Below are 22,996 nucleotides of genomic sequence, written 5' to 3' on the forward strand. Positions count from 1 at the left end.
ATGAGCAACAACGACTCCCGAGCGGAAACCCTCGAACTGAGCACCATCCAGCCGATAGCCCGCGACCAGCGCCACGGCCGCGCCCGCGATCTGTTCACCATCTGGTTCGGCTCTAACATCATGCTTCTGACCGTGGTCACCGGTGCGCTGGCCGTGACCGTGTTCAAGCTGCCGTTCATGGCCGCAATGGTCGCACTGATCCTCGGCAACCTGATCGGCGGCATCTTCATGGCCCTGCACTCGGCGCAAGGCCCGCAGCTGGGCGTGCCGCAGATGGTGCAGACCCGCGGCCAGTTCGGCTCCTACGGATCGCTCCTGGTGGTCGCGCTGGTGGTGATCATGTACCTGGGCTTTTTCGCCTCCAACCTGGTGCTCGGCGGCCAGTCGCTGCACAGCCGCTATCCGCTGTTCAGCACCAACCAAGGCATCGTGCTGGTGGGGCTGATCAGTGTGGTGGCGACCGTGTTCGGCTATCGCCTGATCCACGCCTACACCCGGTTGATGTCCTACCTGTCCGGCGCAATTCTGCTGCTGTGCTTCGTCTGGATCATTGCCGTGCACGGCCTGCCGGCTGACTTCCTGCAGCGCAATGAAATGAACCTCGCAGGCTTTCTCGGCACGCTGTCCATCGCCGCACTGTGGCAACTGGCGTACGCGCCGTATGTGTCGGACTACTCGCGCTACATGCCTGTCGACACCGGCGGTAAAGCGGCGTTCTGGTCGAGCTACTGGGGCTGCTGTCTGGGCTCGATCCTGCCCATGGCATTGGGGGTGATCGTCGGGTTGTCAGTCGAGGGCGATATCATCGCCGGGCTGATCGAAATGACCGGCAGCATCGCGACGCTGGTGGTCGCAGTGTTCTCCATCGGCATCGCCGCGACCAACGCCATGAACCTGTACTGCGGCACGCTCTCGGCGATCACGGTCGGTCAGACCCTGGTGCCGAAATGGTCGGCGGGCGCCCTCTCCCGCGCGATCACCGCCCTGGTGCTGTTCTCGATTTCCCTGGCCCTGGCGCTGCTCGGGCAGGACGACTTCATGGCCAACTACACCAACTTCATCCTGCTGCTGTTGTACGTGCTGGTGCCGTGGACCGCGATCAACCTGGTGGACTACTACCTGGTCGCCCACGGCAGCTATGACGTGGCCTCGTTCTTCCGTCGCGACGGCGGCATCTACGGCTATTTCAACTGGACCGCCGTCGGTTGCTACCTGCTGGGCATTCTGGTGCAAATCCCGTTCATGGCCACCGAGCTGTACACCGGCGTCATCGCCAAGGCCATGGGCGGCGCGGACGTGTCGTGGATCGTCGGCCTGGTGGTGATCTCGCCGATCTACTACCTCGCCAGCCAGCGTCGCGGCCGCAAGCAAGCGTTGAGTGCAGTGGGGAGAAACGCATGAAAACCGATTACGACTACATCATCGTCGGTGCCGGTTCTTCCGGTTGTGTGCTGGCGAACCGGCTGAGCGCAGACCCTGCCGTCAGCGTCTGCCTGATCGAAGCCGGCAGCCACGACAACAGCCTGCGCATCCAGACGCCCGCCGGGACCATCACGCTGTACAAGAGCAAGAAGTACAGCTGGAACTTCTTCTCCGCGCCGCAGAAAAACCTCAACGGCCGCTCCTTGCATACCCCGCGCGGCAAGGCGCTGGGCGGCTCAAGCTCGATGAACAGCATGATCTACATCCGCGGCCATGCCAGCGATTACGACCGCTGGGCCCAGGCCGGTTGCCCCGGCTGGGACTGGGACAGCGTGCTGCCATACTTCAAGAAATCCGAGAACAACCGCCTCGGCCAGGACCCGCGCCTGCATGGCACGGGCGGGGAGCTGAACGTCGAAGCGGCCCGCGATCCGAATCCGGTGTCCCGCCTCTTCGTCAATGCTGCGAAGCGCGTGGGCATTCGGCAGAACGATGACTTCAACGGCGAGACCCTGGAAGGCTGTGGCATCTATAACCTGACTCAGAAAGACGCCAAACGCCTGTCCAGTTATCGCGCGTTCGTGGCGCCCGTACTGGACCGGCCCAACCTGACCGTGATCACCGACTGCTCGGTGCAATCGCTGATCCTCAAACAACGCGTGGCCAAGGGTGTGAGGGTGGTGTCAGACGGGCAGCACCTCGACCTGAAGGCGAGCCGCGAAGTGATTCTGTCGGCCGGCTCGCTGGGCAGCCCGAGCCTGCTGCTGGCGTCCGGTATTGGCCCTGCGAGCGACCTGAACAGCGCAGGGATCAAGGTTGAACATGACCTGCCTGGCGTGGGCAAGAACCTGCAGGATCACCTCGACGGGCTGATCACCGTACGCTCCAAGAGCCCGCTGACGCTGGGCTTTTCGCTGGGTTCGCTGCCGAGCATCCTGACCTCGCCCATGCGTTATCTGTTCGGCAAGAAAGGCTGGCTGACCACTAACTATGTCGAGGCCGGAGGGTTCGCCCGCACGCCCTTGGCCGAGGCATTGCCCGACGTGCAGTTCCACTTCGTCCCGGGTTATCGCAGCCATCGCGGGCGGCTGTTCGAATGGGGTCACGGCTATGCGGTGCACACCTGTGTGCTGCGGCCCAAAAGCATGGGTGAGATCCGATTGGGGCGCGACGGGAAGCCGGTGATCGACTTCAATTTTCTGTCTGATCCTGAAGACGCCAAGGTGCTGATCGAAGGCCTCAAGCTTGCACGCAAGGTCCTGGCCGATCAGGGTTTTGACGGCATTCGCGGCAAGGAGATGCTGCCCGGCGCCCATGTGCAGACCGACGAGCAGTGGATGACCTACGTGCGCGAATACGCGGCGACGGTCTTTCACCCGGTGGGCACCTGCAAGATGGGCGTCGACGCAATGAGTGTGGTCGGCCCGGATTTGAAGGTGCATGGGGTTCAGGGGCTGCGGGTGGTCGACGCGTCGATCATGCCGACCCTGATCAGCGGCAACACCAATGCGCCGTGCATCATGATCGGGGAGAAGGCGGCGCAGATGATTTTTCGCGGGGAAGCCAAAGCCAGCGCCAACCCCATCCAGACCCAGGTCGTAGCGCATTGAGCCCCCTGTAGCAGCACGGCTTGCCGGCGGTGGCGCAATCAACGTCGCTGCCGCCGGCAAGCCGGACTGCTAAAAGTTCATCGCCAGCCCCACATCTGAGGCACACCCCAACCCTCGTGGGAGACGTCGGAGGTTACGACGGCAGCGAATGCGGTGGCCCAGCTGCAAATGAACTCCCTGACCCAGCGCATTTATCTCATCCAAAAAAACGCCGCTTCCCTGCACCGGGAAGCGGCGTTTTTGTTGCGCGCGCCCCACCTTCGAACACGATTCGCCGCTCTTTTCCCACCCCAGTTTTTTCCTCATCAGGGACCACATATTTACTAATTTTCCTATCTCGCGACATCGGCCACCATCGACTTGCCCCACAGAGGCAAAAGGTCCGTCAGAGGCCACAAGCGTTTTTTGTTTTTGGCGTCTAGCCCCACTGCCCCGCGAAATAACGAATTAAAAAACCACCATTCCGGGAGTGTTCAATGATCAAGTCTTTCGTATCGCGCTGCGTGCGTCCGCTGGCCCTGACTGCAATCGCTGCCACTGTGGCCAGCGGCGCTCAGGCCGGCACGCTGTCCATCGGACATACCACCTGGGTGGGCTACGGCACCCTGTACCTGGCCAAGGACCTGGGCTACTTCAAGGATCAGGGCCTGACGGTGGAACTGCCGACCATCGAAGAAGCCTCGATGTACATGGCCGCTCAAGCCTCCGGCAAGCTGTCCGGCTCGGCCTCGACCCTGGACGAAATCCTCAAGTACCGCCCGCAGTTCTGCTTCAAGGCCGTGGCCGCACTGGATGAAAGCCATGGCGGCGACGGCGTGCTGGTGGGCAAGGACATCAACAGCCTGCAAGACCTCAAGGGCAAGGCCGTTGCCGTCAACGAGGGGTCGGTTTCGCAGTTCTGGCTCAACTACCTGCTGAAAAACGCTGGCATGAAGATGAGCGACCTGACCATCCAGAACATGACCGCCGACGACGCCGCCACCGCCTTCATCGCCGGGCGCGTGCCAGCCGCTGTGACCTGGGAGCCGCACCTGACCACCGTGCGCAACAAGCAGCAAGGCAAGGTGCTGGTGGACAGCAGCACCACACCGGGCGTGATCGTCGATGTCGTGGCCTTGAGCTGCGATGTGGTGGACAAGCAGCAGGCTGACGTCAAGGCGCTGGTGGCCGGGCTCTACAAGGCCGTGCAGTACACCAAGGAGCACCCGAAGGAGGCCTACGCGATCATGGCCAAGGGCGTGGGTGGCTACCTCGCCGACCCGGCAGAACTGGAAGCCGCCGCCAAGGGCGTGCGTTTCTACGATCAGGCCATGAGCGAAAAACTGCTGGGCAGCAATGGCAGCCAGGGCGATGCAGCGGGCGTGATCAAACTGGCCAACGAAACCGCCAGCGAGTTGCAGGGCAAGCCGTACAACGTGAGCTACGCCGACCTGATCGACAACCGCTTCATCAGCCCGAAATAAATCAGGAGCACGTCATGTCCAAGCGCAATTCGTGGCTCAACCGCTGCCTCACGCCCAAGACCAGCCTGCCCGTCCAGGTGATCTGGAGCGCCAGCGGTCTGGCCTGGGTCCTGCTGATCGGCCTGTGGGCTTTTCTCTCCTACGGCGGCGTGGTGCCGGCGATGTTCCTGCCGACACCAGGCGCGGTCTTCGATGCCGCAATGCGCCTGGCCCGTGACGGCACCCTCGGCCCGCACGTGTGGGCCAGTGTCGAAGTGGTGATGGTCGGCTTCGTGATCTCTTCGGTGGTCGCGGTGCCGATCGGCCTGATGATGGGCAGTTTTCGGGTAGTACAGGCGTTTCTCGAACCCCTGGTCAACTTCATCCGCTACCTGCCGGTCACCTCCTTCGTGCCGCTGTTCATCCTGTGGATCGGCATCGGCCTGGAACAACGGGTCTCGATCATCATCTTCGGCGTGTTCTTCCAGCAGCTGGTGATGATCGCAGACGTCTCCAAAGGCATCTCCAAAGACCTGATCAACGCCTCCTACACGCTGGGTTCCAGCCGCACCGACGCAGTGTTGCACGTGATCGCACCGGCCTCGCTGCCCGGCGTGCTCGACACCCTGCGGGTGACCATGGGCTGGGCCTGGACCTACCTGGTGGTCGCTGAACTGGTCGCCGCCTCCAGCGGCCTGGGCTACCTGAGCCTCAAAGCGATGCGCGGGTTTCAGGTGGACGTGATTTTCCTGGCGATCGCCGTCATCGGCCTGCTGGGCCTGATCACCGATCAACTTTTCCGTTTTCTTCGCTTGAAGGTGGCCGCATGGGCTCAGTAAACGCAAGCTCCCCACTCCCGCTGAGAACGGCGCCCGTGATGTCGGCCATCCCTGCCACTGCCACGCCGCGCCTGCGGGTCGACAACGTCACCCTGCAATACAAGACGCCTTCGGGCGGTACGTTCACGGCACTGGACAAGGTGTCCTTCGAGGTGCCCGACCAGCAATTCGCCGTGCTGGTGGGCCCTTCGGGCTGCGGCAAATCCAGCCTGCTCTACCTCACCGCGGGCCTGGCTGAACCGACCTGCGGCGACATTTATGTAGGAGGCCAGCAGGTCGATGGCCCCGGCGCGGACCGTGGCATGGTGTTTCAGGGCTACACGCTGTTCCCGTGGCTCACCGTGCGCAAGAACATCGAGTTCGGCCTCAAGCGTCGGGGCATGCCTGCCGCCGAGCGCAAGGAGATCGTCGAGTTCTATCTGAATGAAGTGGGCCTGCTACGCTTTGCCGACAACTATTCCAAGCAGCTGTCGGGCGGGATGATGCAGCGCGTGGCGATTGCCCGGGCGCTGGCCAATGACCCGCAGATCCTGCTGATGGACGAACCCTTCGGCGCGCTGGACAGCCAGACCCGCCTGCAGATGCAACAGTTGCTGCTCAAGGTCTGGGAACACAGCAAGAAGACCGTTTTGTTCGTGACCCACGACATCGACGAAGCGATCCTGCTGGGCGACCGGATCTTTGTCATGGGCGCACGCCCCGGCCGGATCAAGGAAGTGCTCGACGTGCCCATCGGCCGCCCGCGCAACCTGGACATGGTCATGGACCCGGAATTCATCCGCATGAAGCGCAACATCTTTCATCAACTGCATGATGGGCCTGAGGAGCATTGATCGCCTCTGCTCTGTGGGGCTACCACAACAATGCTGACCACCGCTGACCTGTAGGAGCTACCGGAGCTGTGCGACAGTGGCGAACGCGGCGGGTCAGAAAATACACCTCTGACTGACACACTGCGTTCGCTGCCGTCGTAACCTCCGACGTCTCCTACAGGAGCATCGAGAGCGGTATCTACCCCTCCAGCCCATCCCAATATGGCGGCGAGCCAATCGCCTCGATGAAGTAATCCCACACCGCCCGGGTCTTTTGCGAGCGCAGGCGATTCTCCGGTGAGAGCAGGTAAATCTGGCTCTGCACCTGCTCCACCGAACCGCCCCATTGCGGCAACAGCCTCACTAGCTTGTGGTTGCTGAAGCTCGCCTTGCTGAACAGCCAGGACGGGAAGAACACAATGCCCCTGCCCGCCAGCGCCGCCTCCACCAACACCTGCGCGTTGTTGCTGCGCAGGGGGCCGTTGACGTCGATGATCTCCAGAGCGCCCGTTTCAGGGTGACGGAAGTGCCAGCGTTGCGGGCCGCCGGAGCCTTTGTAGACCAGGCAGCAATGCTGCCGCAGGTCTTGCGGGGACTTCGGCTCGCCGTGTTTTTTCAGATAGCCGGGGCTCGCGCAGAGGACGTGTTGTTGATCGCAGAGCTTGCGCCCGATCAGTCCTGAATCCTCCATGTGCCCAACCCGAAAGGTGATGTCGGCGCCCTCCTGAACCGGGTCGATAAAAGCATCGGTCACGGTCAGCTCAACGGTCAGTTCCGGGTATCTCTCGTACAGCCCGTCCAGCAACTGGACCAGATGCAAATGGCCGAGGGCAACCGGGGCGTTGATCCGCACCAGGCCACGAATCCCGGCACCCTTGCCGGTGATCTCTTCGTCGGCGGCGTCGAGCAGTTCCAGCACCTCTCGGATCTGCAGGTAGTAACGTTCCCCCGCCTCGGTCAGCTTCACTGCGCGGGTATTGCGAAACAGCAATTGCTGCCCGACCTCGCGCTCAAGCGCCGCGATAAAGCGCGAAACCGACGACGCTGGCACCTGAAAATGCCGAGCCGTGGCGGAAAAACTGCCGGTCACAGCGACCATCGCAAAGAAACGGTGAGCCTTCAGGTGCATGGGAAATGCCTCGTTCGGATTGCTGAAATCGCAATAGTATTTTGCCAATGCGCCGCATTGTGGCTTTTTCGGCAAGCCCCTACCATCGATTCATCCTTCAAGGCCTGGTATTCCTGCCAAGCGCCTTACGCATTCGAGACCCGTATCGATGATCAACCTGTTCGACACCTACGACCTGAACGGCCTGACGCTGAGCAACCGCTTCGTCATGGCGCCAATGACCCGCTCCCGCGCCCCCGTCGACATTGCCACCGAGCAGATCGCCCTGCACTACACCCAACGCGGCACGGCGGGCCTGATCGTGTCGGAAGGCACGCCCATCTCTCGCGAAGGCCAAGGTTACCTGTTCAATCCGGGTATTTTCACGCCGGAGCAGATCCAGGGCTGGAAGCTGGTGACCGATTCAGTGCACAGCGTCGGCGGCAAGATGTTTGCCCAGTTGTGGCACGTGGGCCGCGTTTCTCACACCTCGATCCAGCTCGACGGCAAGGCCCCGGTCAGCTCCACCGGCAAACCCGCTCAAGGCGCCATCGCCTTTGGCTACACCGACAACGGCGAGCCGGGTTTCGTCGCGACCTCAACGCCACGTCCACTGACCACCGAAGAAGTCGGCCGCGTCGTCGAGGATTTCGCCCAGGCCGCCGAGAACGCGGTTGCGGCAGGCTTCGATGGCGTGGAAATCCATGGCGCCAACGGCTACCTGATCGAGCAGTTCCTCAACCCGCTGGTCAACGACCGCAGCGATCGCTACTCGGCGCAAAACCTGGAAGATCGCCTGCGCTTCGTCTTTGAAGTGGTCGATGCCGTGGTCGCCCGCATCGGTGCCAACAAGGTCGGCATCCGTATCTCGCCCTATGGCCAACTGTTCGACATGCCGATCTACCCGCAGATCGACGAGACCTACTCGGCCCTTTGCGCCGGCATGCGCCAACGCGGCATCGCCTATGTCCACGTCATGGACCAGACCCACTTCTTCCTCGCCGCCGAAGGCTCGGACGCGCAAGAACAAGCCCTGCGCTCACTGCTCAAACACTGCAAGGCCGAACTGGGCGACACCGCGCTGATCCTCGCCGGCGACATGACCCTGGAACGCGCCCAGGACCTGGTGGACGCCGGGCTCATCGACCTCGCCGCCTTCGGTCAACCTTTCATCGCCAACCCTGATCTGGTTGCACGCCTGAAAAACGGCTGGCCGCTGACCACACCGGACCGCGACACCTATTACGGCGGTGATGCCAAGGGGTATGTGGATTACGCGCCTTATGAAGAAGCCTGAGGCGTTGCACCTCAGATGACGCTTCTGAAACCCGAAAGCAGCTTTTCGGTCTGCGTCAGGCCTAATTCATCACCAACGCATCAGCAATGGCCTCATCCATCAGTGACGACGTCCTGTCCAGTTGCTGGCGGGTGAGGTCAGGCCTGTTGACCAACAGGCCTCGTTTCCATTCGTCATGAATATCGAGCGTCCAGCGCGCCCGATAGATTCCGGTCAACGCCACGCGCAAGAGAAAAATCCCGCAACGGTGCGCGATAGAGCACATTGGCATCCAATATGGACAGGAACGCCGCCAACTGGCGGCGGGTTTCGGTAGCGGCCTCGATGACCGCTGCCGTCGTAACCTCCGATGTCTCCTATAGGGATAGCGGGGGTACTGAATGCCTTTCCCTGGCCACCTGCAACCGGTGCAGTGTGATCTTGCGCACCTCGTGCTTGCTCACCTCGATATGCCGCTTTAACACCTGCTGCGCCTCGTCAGTGCGGCGCTGGAGAATCGCTTCGAGAATCTGGCCATGCTCGGTATAAGTCGCGTCGATCCGCGGCGCCTGGGTGAAGTCCAGGCGCCGGATGATGCGGATTTTTTCGGTGATCTCGAAATGCATCCGTGCCATTTGCGTGTTGCCTGCAGCCTCCAGCAGCGCGCAGTGAAAACGCTCATCCAGCGCCGACACCGCTGCAGCGTCCTGCAAGCGATGATCCTCGGTGACCAGCCACGTCCGCTTTAACGCCTCGATGACCGGATGACCGTCCAGACACTGGGCAGCAAGCCGCGCCACCGCCGCGCTTTCCAGGACGATGCGCACGTCGTACAGCTCTTCGAAATAGTTGAAGTCGAACGCCCTCACCTGCCAGCCGCTGCGGAAATACACCTGCACAAAGCCCTCCCGCTCCAGCCGGTACAACGCCTGCCGCACCGGCGTGCGACTGGCCTGGACCCGATCGGCCACTTCGTTCTCGCTGAAGCGATCGCCGGGCAACAGACGAAACTCGAAGATGTCGTCCTTGAGTTGCTGATAGATGCGCTCGACCATGTTGTCTGGGCGATCCTTGGGCTTTTTCGGTTGCGCGATTTGCATGGTCTTCCCGGTTGAAAAGTGAGGGGCGCGATCAGTCTTTTTTCAGGCTGGCGATATACGCGCGCCAACCGCCGAAGCCGGTGATGTCCAGGGCATCGCCCAGCGCCCATGGCTCGCAGATGAAGCCTTTGACGCTGCGCCCGTCGAGCAGTGTGAGGTTGCCAATGCCCAATGGCGCGGGGATTTCGGCGACGAACTCGCCGAAGCGCGCCACAGGCACATCCCACAGCTCGACGATGATCGACTGGCCGCTATCGGCCTTGGCCAGCCCCGGTTTGGGGGGCACTGTGCCCGGCAGCGCGTAGAGGCGGTAGCCGCTTTCGGTCAGGGTCTGTTCGACGAACACCGCATCGCGCGTGGTCAGCTGGAAATTGAGCGGCATGCCGGTCAGATGCGCCCCGACTACGGCCACGCGCACGCTGCCTTTTGCAGGAACCGGCGAGGCGTTCCCCGCGGGCAAGGCACGGCCGGTAGCCCCCAGGGGCAGGTCCAACTGCGCCTGCCATTGCTTGCCAAAACTCACCAGCGCTGCGTCGTGCCAGGCCGGGGCGATCAGCGTGATGCCCGCTGGCAATCCGTCCGCGCGCAGGCCGGCAGGCAGCGCCAGCGCCGAGAGGTCGGCCAGGTTGGTGAAGTTGGTGTAGAAGCCGAACTGCGAGTTGTACTGCACCGGTTCCTCGGCCATTTCGGCGAGGGTGCGAATGGTCGCCGAGGTCGGCACCACCAGCGCGTCGAAACCGGCGAGCGCGTCGTTGATCTGCCGGCTCAGCGTAGCGCGCAGGTATTCCGCCTTGTATGCATCGCAGGCGCTGTAGCCCAGGCCGTTCTCGACGATACCGCGCACCACCGGGTTGATCGCGTCGGGATTGGCGTTGAGCATCGACTCCAGCGCCACGGTGCGCTCGGCGACCCAGGAGCCGTAGTACAGCTGTTCGGCCAGGGCCTTGAACGGCGCGAAATCGATACGGGACAGTTCAGCGCCCATTTTGCTCAAGGTGAGCAGCGCCCGCTCGTAGACCGCCTGATTCTGCGTGTCGCCGAAAAACTCCAGGGTATCCGGCACCGCCAGCTTGATGCTTTGGCCGAACCCGACGGGTGCCGTATTGGGGTTGCGACGGGAATAGGCGTCGCTGGCGTCGTAGCCCTCGGCGATGCCTGCCACCTGCTCGGCATCTTCGACGGTCAGGGCGAAAATCGAGATGCAATCGACGGTGCGGCACGCCGGCACCAGCCCAGTATTGGACAGCCGCCCCTTGGTCGGTTTCAGCCCCACGATATTGTTGAAGCCCGCCGGTACGCGCCCCGAACCTGCGGTGTCCGTGCCCAATGAGAACGCCACCAGCCCGCGTGCCACCACCGACGCCGAGCCCGAACTGGAGCCGCCGCTGACGTAGTCGGGATCGAAGCTGTTGCCCACCGCCCCGAAAGGCGAGCGGGTGCCGACCAGCCCGGTGGCGAACTGATCCAGATTGGTCTTGCCCATCAGAATCGCCCCCGCCGCCCGCAGACGTCCCACCACCGTAGCGTCGGCGCTGGCGGTGTAGCCGAACTCAGGGCAGGCGGCAGTGGTCAGCCAGTGTGCAGCGTCGATGTTGTCCTTGATCGCGAACGGCACGCCATACAGCGGCAGTTGGCTGAGATCGCCCTTTATAGCCTCCAGTCGCTGCCTTAACTGCGCCAGTTGCGTGTCGAGTTGCGGGCGGCTGACGAGGGAGATCCAGGCGTTGTCCTGAGCCGGATAAGCCTGGCGCAGATCACGCAAGGCTTCGGGCGTCAGCTCGCCATTTTCATACGCCGTCAGCCACTGATTTACGGTCCAGCCAAACAGGGGGTTTTGAGGGGTCTGCATGAGGATTCCATCTTGTATCCAAGTTTGAATCCTGCGAAAGCAAGACCCGGGCCACGGGTTTGCCGATTAACATTTCCGAGATATCGAGGACGAATTGCACTCGCAAGATGCACTTTGATGGAACATGACCGAACGATTTTGGTGCTGACGCCTGTCATGCTTCTGCCGAAGGCGCAGGTCCGGCTTGCCGACGATCTGGCGTGCAGCGGCAGCAAGCCCCGTCAGCGGGTGGATCAGACACACCTTGGAAGCCGATTTGACGACTGCTGCGCAGCCGATCGCGGGCAAGCCGCGCTCCTACGGCCTCCGGCCAGAATCAAAAGCAGAGTGGCGTTATTTCAACCCCTCCACCACCTCCGGCGTCACGTAATGCGGGCCGTCGAACAGGTACAGCGGATACCCGCGGTACGCTGCGATCTGAGGCTTGAGCTCAGCCACCGTGGCCGGGCGAAAGCCGCCGCCGACTTGGGGGCGGAAGGCTTCGACGATGATCTTCACCCGATGCTTGCCGAGCTTTTTGCGCAGCGCATCGGCGTAGGTTCTGGCCACCGGCGCAGTGCGCGCGTAGACGCCTACGCCGTCCTGAAAGAACACACCGATGTCGTCCGGCAGCCAGCTCTTGAGCCAGTTGGCCGTCGCCTCGGGGCCGATGTTGGCGCCGTCGTAAACGCTGATCCACAACGGCCGTGGCAGACGCGCAAGCAGCGCGGGCAGCTCTTTGGCGCGACTCCAGCTGGGGTCCACTTCTGCCGGAAAATACCAACCGGTGACGTTCAGCGGCGTCTTGACCTTGGCCATGCGCTCGGACAGCGTGGCCAGTTCTTCAATGTTGTCCCGCGAGCGGTTTTCACTGAAAAAGCCGGCCAGCCCGACGATCACATCCTGCGCCCAGGGCTCGCGGGCGATGCGCGCCCAGTCCGGCAGCACCGGGACCTCGGGCAGGCCGGAACCGGCGACGAATGACTGGCCATCGACCGCCGTCCACTGCACCAGCAGCTCGTGGGCGCCAAGCTTGTCCCAATCGCCCTGAATGCCCACCGTGGCGTTGTCTGGCTGCCAGACGATGCCGGCAATGTCGGGGCGCATGCCCTGCCCCAGTTCGTACAGTGCGTCGACCGCCACGCCCACCACGCCGATGAGCAGCCCGGCAAGCGAGGTTTTCAGCAGGCGAGACATTGCAGATCCTTTCAAACCATCACCACGAATAGGTCATGCGTGCGAACACGCCCTGGGCGCTGTCGTCACCGAATATTTTCTCCCGGTACTGCACCGAGAAGTCGATGTAGGACTGCGGTGCCTTGTGCCGGGTCTCGCGGAACCAGTAGCGAACGCCGACACCCACACCCGCGCCGCCCGCATTATCGGACGAGGTTTTGGTGCCGCCCAGCGCGTCGACCGAACTGTGCATTTTGGAGTCGTAATCCGCCGCGAGCACCACGTGAGGGAACACCACCAGACGCGGGCTGACCCGATCCAGACGGAGGCTGCGCCCCAGTTGCCATTCGCTGTTGAAGTAGTTGCGTTTGTCGCGCAGGTAGCGCCCGCCTTCGGCGTAGAACTGCGAGGTCCACCAGCTCGGCACGTCGACGCGCAGATCGGTGCCGATGCTCGAACCGTAGCCCAGGCGCACCAACCAGTCGCCGCTGACATTACTGCCGGCCAGCGGGAAGGTGCGCTCGAACGCGGCCATCACGTTGTATTCGGTGAAGGGCTTGATGCGAACCCCGACCGCGCCTTGCAGGGCATCCAGGCCTTTGTCGTTGCCGCTTTCCTTGTTCCACAGGGTATCGGTGACGCGGCCATACAGCTCGACGAAACGCGCATCGCGATAGCCTTCCGGCCGCCAGAAAATCTCGGTGCTGTTCTGCAGACTGTCGTTGCTGCTGCTCGGTGCGCCGCTCAAGCCATTGTTGGTGCTCGCGCCCCGGTAGGTGGTGGTGTTGGTCACGCCCCACACACGGGACAGATCCGACACCGCACGGCGGGTGTCGAACACCTGCTGATCGGGCATTTTCAGGTCGCCGGTCTGCTGATAATCCAGCACGCGCTTGAAATACGCGATGGCCTGCACATCGTCCGGCGCACGCATGGCGCTGTAGGCGGCGTCCTGGGTTTCTTTGGGGGTCAGGCCTTGAGTGCGATCGACGCGCTTGAATTGCGCAAGCGCCGCGCGATCATCCCCCGCCTGGCTGAGGAAGTAAGCAATCTGCACCTCATCGCCCGGCTTCAACTGGCCGCTGGCGCGGGCCTGCTGCATGCGCGCTAACGCTTCTTTGGGCTGACCCAGCGTCGCGTACAGCGAAGCCTGATCCCGCAGCGGCAGCGTGCCTACAGCCAGTGCCTGACTGAAGTCCTGCTGCGCGCCGCGCTTGTCACCCAGGCGCATGCGCATTTGCCCGCGCTGGGCCAATAACGGCGCGTCGTTGCCGTTGAGGGCCAGGGCTTCGGTAGCCTCCGAGCGCGCTGCCGCGTACTGCTGCTGAGCGATCAGGGCGCTGACCAGCAAACGACGATAGGCGATTTCCTGCGGGTACTGACGCACCACGTCGCGGGCGTAGCTGACGGCAGCATCGTTGTCGCCACGGGCCAGTGACGCGTAACCGGCGGCGGCGACATTGACGGCCTTCTGCTGGTGAATCGCATCCCGACGGCGACTCAGTTGTGGCGAGTCACCCGACACGGCCACTGCATCGTTGATCGCTGCCTCTGCCTCATCAAGATGCTGCTGACGTTGCAGCGCCTCGATCAGCATCATTCGGTAGTCCGGGTTCTTCGGCGACTCGGCGATGGCTTTGCGCGCGTACTCCTCGGCGCGTTGGTAATCGCCATTGGCGTAGGCGCGTAACGAGCGGTCACCGTTCTGAAAGCCCTTCTTGTTGCCGGGGTAGCGCTCGGGGTGGTCGCGTCGATCCTTGTCGCGCTCGGCCAGGTGAATCAGCTCGCGCAGGCGGTCGACGTCGCTGCGCTGACGCAAGGCCTCCCGGGCTTTGGCAATGGCCAGGTCGTAGTCCTTGTCGTTGTAGGCGGCATAGGCCTGATTGGCGATCTCGTAGGCCGGACCGGTGAGTGCCAGCGGCAGAATCTGCGGCTGGGCGGTCGCATTCAACTCGGCCTGGCACAGTGCAGGCAGGACGCTCAGGCCCAGGAAAATCGGAAGTCTCATGAGGGCTGCTCCGTTGGCGCGTCCGGTGAGGCGTGGCGAAGCTGGCGGGCCACGGCCTGTTCGATGGTCTCGCGCGACAGCACGCCGATGTCCACCAGGTAATCGCCAATACGGCCATGCATGTGCGGGCGATAGTTGAGCATCGCCAGATTGAAAGTCTGCCGGTCCAGCAAGCCCTGATCGATGAGCAACTCGCCCAGCAGTGGCGTGGCGGCAGGCAGTGGCTGACCGGCCACCACCTCAAGCCTGCGCAATTGCTCGACGATCTCGCTTTCCCGGGCGATCAATTGCACAGGCTCCACGCCCATCTGTTCAGTGATCTGCTGCAAGCCGTCTTCGGGCAAGGGGCTGGCGACGGCAACTTCCGGACGCCCGTCGATGTCCAGTGCCAGCGGCACGACGCGCCAGCGCAGGCAAAACTCATCGGCCAGCGAAGACTGCGCCGGCACCTTGGCGGCGACATCGAACACCCGTGGCAGGTCGTTCTGAAAGGCGATGGCCTCGGCCAGGGTTTCGTCGTCCAGCCAGCCGCGGCTGAGCAGAATTCGGCCTAGGGGCATTTGCCGGGTCCGTTGTTCATCCAGCGCGCTTTGCAGCTTCTCGTCGTTGATCGCCTGCCAGGACAACAGCACGCTGCCCAGTTTGCGCGGCGCGCGAGCGACCAGGTCGGTGGAGGGGAAATCGTGCATGGTCTTGTCCCAGACCAACTTGCGATTGAGCACCTTGCCCACCAGAAACAACCGCCAGGCCCGGGCCGCGGCCATGAAATTGACGAAGTTGCCGACGATCATCCGTGGCATCGACAACAACCCGTGCTGCCAGCCGTAAATAATGGTGGTGAAGTAGCAACGGTGGGCCATGCGCCAGAGCAAGGCGACGCCGTTGGCCGCCAGCAGAAAACCCACCAGGCCGTTGCTCTCGAACGGCGTCGGAAAACTGGTGTTCCACAGCCCGCTGGCGCGCAGCACGATCAGCGCCAGCAACTGGGCCAGGATCAGGTAGGCGATGATGCTGACGAACGAGGTGACGATCCCTTTGCGATCGCGAAACAGCAGATAACGATTGGCCAGCGAGCCGTTCCAGCCCATCTGCTCCCAGCCTTGCAGGCCGATGCCCAACGTCCAGCGGGCTTTCTGGCGGAACGCCGTGCGAAAGGTGTCGGGGAAGAATTCACGCACACACAGCGGCATTTCCAGGGTCGATTCATAGGGCTCACGAAACCAGGATTTTCGCAGCACCCGGTACTGCACCGGGAAGCGCACGAAGATCGCACTCATGCCGTAACGGGCCAGGCGCGCGCCCACGTCGTAGTCCTCGGTGAGGCTGTCGGTGTTGAACGGCTGATTACGGTTTTCGTCCGCCAGCACCTGCAAGGCGCGGCGCGAGAAACAGGTACCGACCCCCGCCGAGGGTACGCTGTCGGTCATGCTTTCGCGCACCACCAGGTCCTTGCCGTGCCACTCGGCGAACTCGTCCATGTAGGTGCCCGCGACCCACTCGTACCAGTTGCGTTCCAGCGACACCACCGGCAACTGGATCATGTCCTTGCGCGGCAACAGGTAATTGAACAGGCGCATTTCCAGCGGGTGCAGAACATCTTCGCTGTCGTGCAGCACCACCCCGGCGAAGTTGACGCCGTGGGTTTTCTCGTAGAGGAAGATGGCCTGGATCACCCAGTTCAGACAGTCCGCCTTGCAGGTCGGCCCGGCATGAGGCACTTCAACGCGATGCAGCTGTTTGTAGCGACGGCGCATGCGCTCGACTTCATCGATGGTGCGCTGATCGTTGACGTAGGTGCCGACGAAGACCACGTAGTTCTGGTAGTCCAGGGTCGAGACCATGTTCTCGATCATCGGCGCGATGACGTCGTATTCCAGCCACGCCGGAACCATGATCGCCAACGGCTGTTCGTCCCGGGCGATCAGCTGTTCAGGCGTCAGCGGACGGTAACGCCGCTCGGCTGTGAACTTGCGGTAGATGCGCCGGGCCCAGTACCACAGGTCGATGAACAGATCGTCCAGGCTCGACACCAGGATGATCGCCGCGACCACAATGGTCGCGACTTCCAGGGCGCTGTAGTAATGGGCCAGCCAGTAAGGCCAATAAAGCGAGGTCATCGCGGCTCCCGTTACTGGCGATTGCGACGGGCGCGACGGCCAGCCAGCAGCAACACGAGGAAAGCGATCACAGCAGCCGGAATCAGCCACAGCGCGGACGGTTTGCGCCAGGCATCCAGACCTTTGGGCTCGTGGTCATCGATCATCTGGCTGCCGGTCGGGTCCTTCGCATCGAAGGTGGTCAGCGGGCCGTTGTCGCCCAGCACCGTGACGTTGCCGCGCTCCAGCAACACCGGCCGGGCGAAGTTCGGCGCCTGCCCGCCCAGGGTGCGATAGACCATGCCGTGCTGGCTGCCGGACTCGACCACCTGCAACGCCGCCAGGTGATTCAGCGACCTGAGGTCGAGCAGCGTCTGCTCTTTGTGATGTATCAACAGATGGCCCTGCTCGTCCACTTGCACCGGCTCATCGCTGCCCTTGATCGGCACTTCGAAAGCGAGGAAAGATTTGTCCGGGCTGATCGCCGACGTGGCGTCGTTGCTCACCTTGAAGTCTGCGCGCAACGGCGACACACCACTGGCGCTGGCGATGCGGATCACCTGGGGCAGGCTGCTGGCCGGACGGTCGAGGTAGCCCTGCGGCACCAGCACCTGAGTGCCAGCGGCAAAACGCGCGGCCATGCCGGAGAAGTCGTCGTCGAGCCCGATCTTTTCCAGGGTGACGTGACTGCTCGGCAACACCGAAACCGGGAAGGCTTGCGGGGTTTCGCGGCACAGGTCGCTGACCGGCTGGCGCTGGAACGACACCCGCAGCGTGTTCTGCGCAGCCAGGGCGTATCGCGGGATGCGCGCTTCGATGCGTTCTTTCTGGCCGTCAGCGTCGAGCTGTTTGGCGCCAATCAGGTAATCGTTGAGGAACAGGCTGGCAATCGGTGGCGTGCCGGAAGCCCCCGGTGCGGCCGCGACATCCACCGCGGCACTGACCGGCACACGCCCGTCGTAGGCTACGGTGCCCAGCGGGAAGCTCGCGCTCCAGTCGGTCTTGGCCAGCACGTCGACGCTGCCGGGCTTGCCGCCCAGACGCGTCAGCGCCACGCGGCCGTCATCGCTGAGCGGCATGTTCGCCTCCTCGCCAACGTTCAGCTGACGGGCGCGGGCGAGCTTGTTCCACGCTGAGCTGAACAGACCGATGGCTTTGCCGGCAGCGTCCTGATTGATCATCAGCAACGGGTGCGCGCCGAGCAGGGCCAGACGCACATTGTCGCCGCCTGATGTCGCCAGTGCGCCGTTGACGTGACGCTCGCGCCACTGATTGAACGCGCCGCCTGCCGAGGCATCGAGACGCTGCACCTGAGCCTGAAGGGCGTCCAGCGACTCGTTGATCGCCTTGAGCAGTTGCGGGTCACTGACCGCCAGATCGGCATTGAACGCCGGGGTTTGACCGAGCATCAGCAAAGCGCCAATCTGCGCTGCGTCGTCAAGGGTGTGCAGGCCCTTGCCGTCGAGGCTGGCGAAGGCCGGAATCTGTTTGAGCTCGGCCGGAATGCTCACGCCGCTCAGGTCGATGCTGTCCTTGACCTGCGGAAACGACACGATGCGCGCCTGTTTACCGATGCGCTCAAGTGCCACGCCCAGCCGCCACGCAGCGTCGTAGCTGGCACTGGACAGCGACCCCGGCGCTACCAGAATGCCCGGTTTGCCGGGCAACGCATTCCATGCCGCCCCCACATCCTGCAATTGGCTGGCGTCGAAGCTGTAGCTCAGGCGGCTGTGGGGATCGATGCGCAGCACGTTGCCGATGGCGCGTTCGTCTTCGCACTGCACCCGGGAGATAATCGACGACCACGCCACGCCCAATCGCACCGAGCCGCTGTCGCGGGGGGATTTGTCGACACCAAGCTTGGCGCTGGCATCACCCTCGCCCTCGTTCAGGCCCAAGGCGCGAACCGGGTAGCCGTCCAGCGACAGCAACAGCGTGTTGCGACCGGATTCGCCATTCAGATAGCTGGCATCGAAATGCAGCGTGGCATCGGTCAGCGGCACGTCCGCCGGCACCGGCAGATAAAGCTCACGGCGCGCGTCGGTGGCATTGAGAATGATGGGGCGGTCGATGCCCAGGTCCTGCAGCGCGATGACACGCTGCTGACGGGTGTCGGCGTTCAGGCGACTGATCGCCTGGCTCAATGGGCTTTCAGCGGCAAACGCGGGGGCGACGGCCAGCAAGCTCATGCCGCAGGCAAGGGCGTGCAACGCCGCCGAGGGAACGGTAACGGAAGACTTCATTCAGGCAGATCTCGGTCAAAGCAAATAGTGCGTGGCAGACCAGCGAACGCAGACGCTGGCAGGTAGGGCCAGCAAGGCTTCTTCGCGTACCAATCCGCCCCCACGGGGATATCGGGCAGGCCTGCCATCGCAATGGCAGGCCAGGTGATCGGCGTCGGCGCTAATGCAGACTGGACACCGAGCGCAGCGAGGCAGCCGGGCGATGCACCTCGGTCGGTTCGCTGCGCCGGACAGGCGCCTGGACCACAAACTCGTCGACCGGCCGCCCCATCAATGCGTCGACGATGCGCGAACACGCCTTGCCGTCGCCATAGGGGTTGGCCGATTGCGAGGCCATGCGCCACAGCTGCTCGTCATCGAACAGCGCACACACGCCGCGCACGATGGTATCCGGGTCGGTGCCGACCAGGCGCACAGTGCCCGCCGCCACGGCCTCCGGACGCTCGGTGACGTCACGCATCACCAGCACCGGCTTGCCCAGCGAGGGCGCTTCTTCCTGCACGCCGCCCGAATCGGTCAGCACCACGTGGGCCAATTGCATGAGGCGCACGAAAGACAGGTAATCCAGCGGTTTGATCAGGTGCACATTGGGCAGATCGCCCAGGTGCTCGGTGACCGGCCCCAGCACATTGGGGTTCAGGTGCACCGGGTAGACAATCTGGATGTCGTTGCGCCTGGCCAGTGTGCGCAACGCCTTGCAGATGTCGAGAAAACCTTCTCCGAAGTTCTCCCGGCGATGGCCGGTCACCAACAGCAATTTGCGCTTGAGATCGAGGAAGTTGAACTGGCGATCGAGCGCCACACGCAACTGACGGTTTTGGTCGATGCGCTCGGCGGTCATCTTCAGTGCATCGATCACGGTGTTGCCGGTGACGAACGAGGTGCCTTGCAGGCGCTCGCCAAGTACGTTGCGGCGCGACTCGGCCGTGGGCGTAAACAGGTGATCGGCGATCAGGTCGATGCTGCGCCGGTTCATTTCCTCGGGCCACGGCTGATGGATGTCACCTGTACGCAGCCCCGCTTCGATGTGGGCCACAGGGATACGCCGATGGAACGCCGACATCGCCGCGACCATGGCCGAGGTGGTGTCGCCATGAACCAGCACCTTGTCAGGCTGCGCCTGTTCCAGCACCGGATCGATCGCGGCGTACAACGCGGCAGTCAGAGTGTTGAGGGTCTGGCCGGGGGTCATGACGTCCAGTGTGTAATCGGCCTTGAGTTCGAACATGTCCAACACCTGTTGCAGCATGCTCTGGTGCTGGCCGGTAATGCAGATCTGCGAGTCAATGCCGGGTTCGGCAGCAAGGGCCTTGACCAGCGGCGCCATCTTGATGGCTTCCGGGCGAGTACCGAAAATCGACAGAACTTTAAGCTGTGGATGAGCGCGAGCCATTCATATTCCTCCCACGCATTTGCATGCGCCGCACGGCAGCGTACGTTGAACCGAAGGGCTCACGTCGCTCGAAAGTTTTAGTAATGGACGGACGGGTAACAATCGGAGAGTCGATTCGATGTTCACTTCATTGTGAGACTGGTGCAGTCCTTAGTGCCCGAAACAGGACAGATTATTAGCAGATAAAAAACACTTTGCAAAAGGTTTTATAACGAATTTAACGCATTATAAATTTTATAAACTTTTGCTAAACAACGCAGTCAATGAAGGGTTTGGCGTTGCGCCAGAGCCTTGCAGCAGGGGCCTTAGAACAGCAAGGAGTGTGCATCAGTCCGCACTTGAGTGTGAAGGGTTGAACTTTTCATGGTTTAATGACGTCCCCGCCCGCTCTACGACGGCGGGGATAGTTATAGCTTTACTGTAGCAGCGTTTAAATAAAAAGGATCCAGAGTTGGATCCGCAACTGATGACCGGTCCAACTTATTGACGCCATGTTAGTGGCAGCGCATAACGGTATACATCCTCATCGTTGAACATTGTTCAATTGCCCAACTCTTTTTGCCGCCGTACTTAGACCAGGTACTTGTTGAACCAGGCAATGGTGCGATCCCACGCCAACTTCGCCGCCGCTTCGTCGTAACGCGGTGTGGAGTCGTTATGGAAGCCGTGATTCGCGCCTTTGTAGATATGCGCCTCATAGGTCTTGCCAGCGGCTTTCAGCGCCTGCTCGTAAGCCGGCCAGCCATCGGTGATCGGCTTGTCCAGTTCAGCGTAATGCAGCAACAGCGGCGCCTTGATCCGGCTTACCTCCTCGGCCTTGGGTTGCCGACCGTAAAACGGCACGGCCGCCGCCAGCTCCGGATAGGCCACGGCGGCCGCGTTGGCCACGCCCCCGCCATAACAGAAACCGGTGATGCCCACCTTGCCCGTGCTGGCGTGATGGGCCATCAACCATTCAATCGCGGCGAAGAAATCGTTCATGAGCTTTTCCGGATCGACCTTCTGCTGCAGCTCGCGGCCCTTGTCGTCATTGCCCGGATAGCCGCCCACCGACGACAGGCCATCGGGCGCCAGGGCCACAAAGCCGGCTTTCGCAACTCGCCGGGCAACGTCTTCGATGTAAGGATTGAGGCCGCGGTTCTCGTGCACCACCAGGACGGCGGGCACCTTGCCCGAGGCCTTGGCAGGACGCACCAGATAGCCGCGCACCTGACCATTGCCCTTGGGCGAAGGATAGGAAATGTATTCGGCGGCGATGTCCGGATCGGTGAATTCGACCTGCTCGGCCAAGGCGTAATCGGGGCTCAGGGACGCCAGAATCGCAGTGGCCGTGAGACCACCCAAAGCGAACACAGCGGCTCGGTCGAGGAATTCCCGGCGGTTGATCCGGCCGTGAACGTAGTAGTCATACAGCTCAAGTAACTCAGGGGAGAAATCCTTGGCGGTGAGACGGGTCATCTGTGCGCATCCTCAACGATTGTCGGCTGGCCATCGCACCCCAACAGCGGTTCGACGCCATGGAAAGGAACCCTCATTAAAGCAGTGTTTTGCCATGCAGATCGAAACGCATCCCCGGTTTGTCTCTGATCCTTGAACACACTCGCGTGACGTGCTCGCAGAGCGCGCCGCGTGTTCAGCAGTGAGCCACGGCGCCCACCACCGTTCCCGCAACCTCCCCCTCGCGCTACAACGCTTCCAACCCCCACAACACGTCCAGCACATGCCGGGTCGAACGCTCGACTTCCCCGGCACGATGGGCGATGCCCAGTTCCCGCCACAACGGCGGCTGCAACGGGCGCATGACAATGCGGTTTTCCGGCAGCGGCGTCGATGCCTCGTGGGGCAACAACGTCGCCCCATACCCTGCCGCCACCAGGCTTTTGATCGCATCGTTGTAGTTGAGCTGGATCCGCGGCGTCGGTTGCGGCCCTTCGCTGGCGAACCACTCGCCCACCTGGCGGGACAGCCGCGTGGTGCTGTCGTTGAGGATCAACGCTTGCCGGGCCAGCCACGACGGCGTGATCACCTCGGGGCAGGTCCAGCGCGCCGGCAGGAACGCCATCACCGGGTCGCGCCGCCAGGGCTGGATCTGCAAGCCCTTGACCGGCGTCTGCGGCAAGGCGATCACGCCGATGTCGAGGCTGCCGTCGGCCAGCTTCTGCAACGTCTGCTGAGAGGTCAGCACCGCGACCTGCACGTCAATGCCGGCGTGGGCGTGGCTCAGGGTTTCCAGCGCTTGCGGAATCAGCTGCGCGATGACGCCAGTCGACGCCCCCAGTCGCACCCGCCCCTCCAGCCCCAGTACCTGACGCTCGACGTCTTCGAGCGCCCGTTCGGCGTCGGCCAGCAGGCGTCTGGCGCGTTCTATGAGGGTTTCGCCAATGGCCGTGGGCTGCACGCTGCCACGGGTACGCGACAGCAGTGCGCCGCCGATGCGTTCTTCGAGGTCGGCGATGTGCAGGCTGACCGTTGGCGGCGCCAGATTCAGCAGCCGCGCCGCTTCGGCGAATGAACCATGGTCGGCAATCGCCACCAGCGTGCGCAGGCGGTCCAGGCTGATTTCACGCATCGTCGCCCCTTTTTATTCATTCAGTAAAGCTGAATTTGAAGATCATAAAATTCAACTTTTCCTATCTTACGCAC

General features: G+C 62.6%; 16 protein-coding genes and 1 pseudogene. 6 read left to right on the plus strand and 11 right to left on the minus strand.

Going from position 1 to position 22,996, the window contains the following annotated elements; translation table 11 throughout:
• The 5 genes from AC07V9_RS19185 (at position 1) to AC07V9_RS19205 (ending at position 6,146) form a co-directional block, all read left to right on the plus strand.
• Positions 1-1,401, plus strand: coding sequence for a purine-cytosine permease family protein (locus tag AC07V9_RS19185; protein WP_495017227.1), 1,401 nt, complete (start codon positions 1-3; stop codon positions 1,399-1,401).
• Positions 1,398-3,032: a GMC family oxidoreductase gene (locus AC07V9_RS19190; RefSeq protein ID WP_495017228.1), complete on the plus strand. Its 1,635-nt coding sequence runs from the start codon at positions 1,398-1,400 to the stop codon at positions 3,030-3,032. Before AC07V9_RS19185 ends, AC07V9_RS19190 begins: the two co-directional genes overlap by 4 nt.
• A 476-nt stretch (positions 3,033-3,508) precedes the next feature.
• Positions 3,509-4,495 (plus strand): ABC transporter substrate-binding protein, encoded by a 987-nt coding sequence (locus AC07V9_RS19195; RefSeq protein WP_495017229.1) that lies wholly within the window; start codon positions 3,509-3,511, stop codon positions 4,493-4,495.
• Between the two features lie 14 nt (positions 4,496-4,509).
• Positions 4,510-5,313 carry an ABC transporter permease gene (locus AC07V9_RS19200; protein WP_495017230.1) on the plus strand — a complete coding sequence of 268 codons (804 nt, stop codon included), beginning with the start codon at positions 4,510-4,512 and terminating at the stop codon, positions 5,311-5,313.
• Positions 5,301-6,146, plus strand: a complete 846-nt coding sequence (locus tag AC07V9_RS19205) for an ABC transporter ATP-binding protein (RefSeq protein ID WP_495017231.1) — start codon at positions 5,301-5,303, stop codon at positions 6,144-6,146. The genes AC07V9_RS19200 and AC07V9_RS19205 overlap by 13 nt, the downstream gene beginning before the upstream one ends.
• Positions 6,147-6,324: 178 nt before the next feature.
• On the opposite strand, the gene AC07V9_RS19210 is transcribed toward AC07V9_RS19205, so the two are convergent.
• Positions 6,325-7,254 carry a LysR family transcriptional regulator gene (locus AC07V9_RS19210; protein ID WP_495017232.1) on the minus strand — a complete coding sequence of 310 codons (930 nt, stop codon included), beginning with the start codon at positions 7,252-7,254 and terminating at the stop codon, positions 6,325-6,327.
• A 148-nt stretch (positions 7,255-7,402) separates the two neighbouring features.
• Between AC07V9_RS19210 and AC07V9_RS19215 the strand changes: the two genes are divergently transcribed.
• Positions 7,403-8,530, plus strand: a complete 1,128-nt coding sequence (locus AC07V9_RS19215; RefSeq protein WP_495017233.1) for an alkene reductase — start codon at positions 7,403-7,405, stop codon at positions 8,528-8,530.
• Between the two features lie 70 nt (positions 8,531-8,600).
• On the opposite strand, the pseudogene AC07V9_RS19220 reads toward AC07V9_RS19215, so the two are convergent.
• From AC07V9_RS19220 to AC07V9_RS19265, 10 genes and pseudogenes are all read right to left on the minus strand, one after another.
• Positions 8,601-8,826: pseudogene (locus AC07V9_RS19220) on the minus strand (PIN domain-containing protein); the annotation flags it as partial.
• A gap of 60 nt (positions 8,827-8,886) precedes the next feature.
• Positions 8,887-9,609, minus strand: coding sequence for a GntR family transcriptional regulator (locus AC07V9_RS19225; protein WP_495017234.1), 723 nt, complete (start codon positions 9,607-9,609; stop codon positions 8,887-8,889).
• 31 nt (positions 9,610-9,640) lie between these two features.
• Positions 9,641-11,458 (minus strand): allophanate hydrolase, encoded by a 1,818-nt coding sequence (gene atzF / locus AC07V9_RS19230; RefSeq protein WP_495017235.1) that lies wholly within the window; start codon positions 11,456-11,458, stop codon positions 9,641-9,643.
• Between the two features lie 333 nt (positions 11,459-11,791).
• Positions 11,792-12,634 carry an alpha-amylase family protein gene (locus AC07V9_RS19235; RefSeq protein ID WP_495017236.1) on the minus strand — a complete coding sequence of 281 codons (843 nt, stop codon included), beginning with the start codon at positions 12,632-12,634 and terminating at the stop codon, positions 11,792-11,794.
• 19 nt (positions 12,635-12,653) lie between these two features.
• Positions 12,654-14,621, minus strand: coding sequence for an NfrA family protein (locus tag AC07V9_RS19240; RefSeq protein WP_495017237.1), 1,968 nt, complete (start codon positions 14,619-14,621; stop codon positions 12,654-12,656).
• A complete protein-coding gene (locus tag AC07V9_RS19245; protein WP_495017238.1) occupies positions 14,618-16,738 on the minus strand; it encodes a glycosyl transferase family protein in 2,121 nt (706 codons plus the stop codon). Before AC07V9_RS19245 ends, AC07V9_RS19240 begins: the two co-directional genes overlap by 4 nt.
• Positions 16,739-16,749: 11 nt before the next feature.
• The gene (locus tag AC07V9_RS19250; protein ID WP_495017239.1) at positions 16,750-18,960 is read right to left on the minus strand and encodes a cellulose biosynthesis cyclic di-GMP-binding regulatory protein BcsB; all 2,211 of its coding nucleotides are present in this window, start codon (positions 18,958-18,960) and stop codon (positions 16,750-16,752) included.
• Positions 18,961-19,120: 160 nt separating this feature from the next.
• Positions 19,121-20,353, minus strand: a complete 1,233-nt coding sequence (gene wecB / locus AC07V9_RS19255) for a non-hydrolyzing UDP-N-acetylglucosamine 2-epimerase (RefSeq protein ID WP_495017240.1) — start codon at positions 20,351-20,353, stop codon at positions 19,121-19,123.
• Between the two features lie 570 nt (positions 20,354-20,923).
• Entirely contained in the window at positions 20,924-21,811 is an 888-nt protein-coding gene (gene yghX / locus AC07V9_RS19260) for a YghX family hydrolase (RefSeq protein ID WP_495017241.1), read from the minus strand.
• 226 nt (positions 21,812-22,037) lie between these two features.
• Positions 22,038-22,922, minus strand: coding sequence for a LysR family transcriptional regulator (locus AC07V9_RS19265; protein ID WP_495017242.1), 885 nt, complete (start codon positions 22,920-22,922; stop codon positions 22,038-22,040).
• Between the last annotated feature and the right edge of the window lie 74 nt (positions 22,923-22,996).

This window comes from Pseudomonas sp. GW821-FHT02A11 (genome assembly GCF_059421985.1).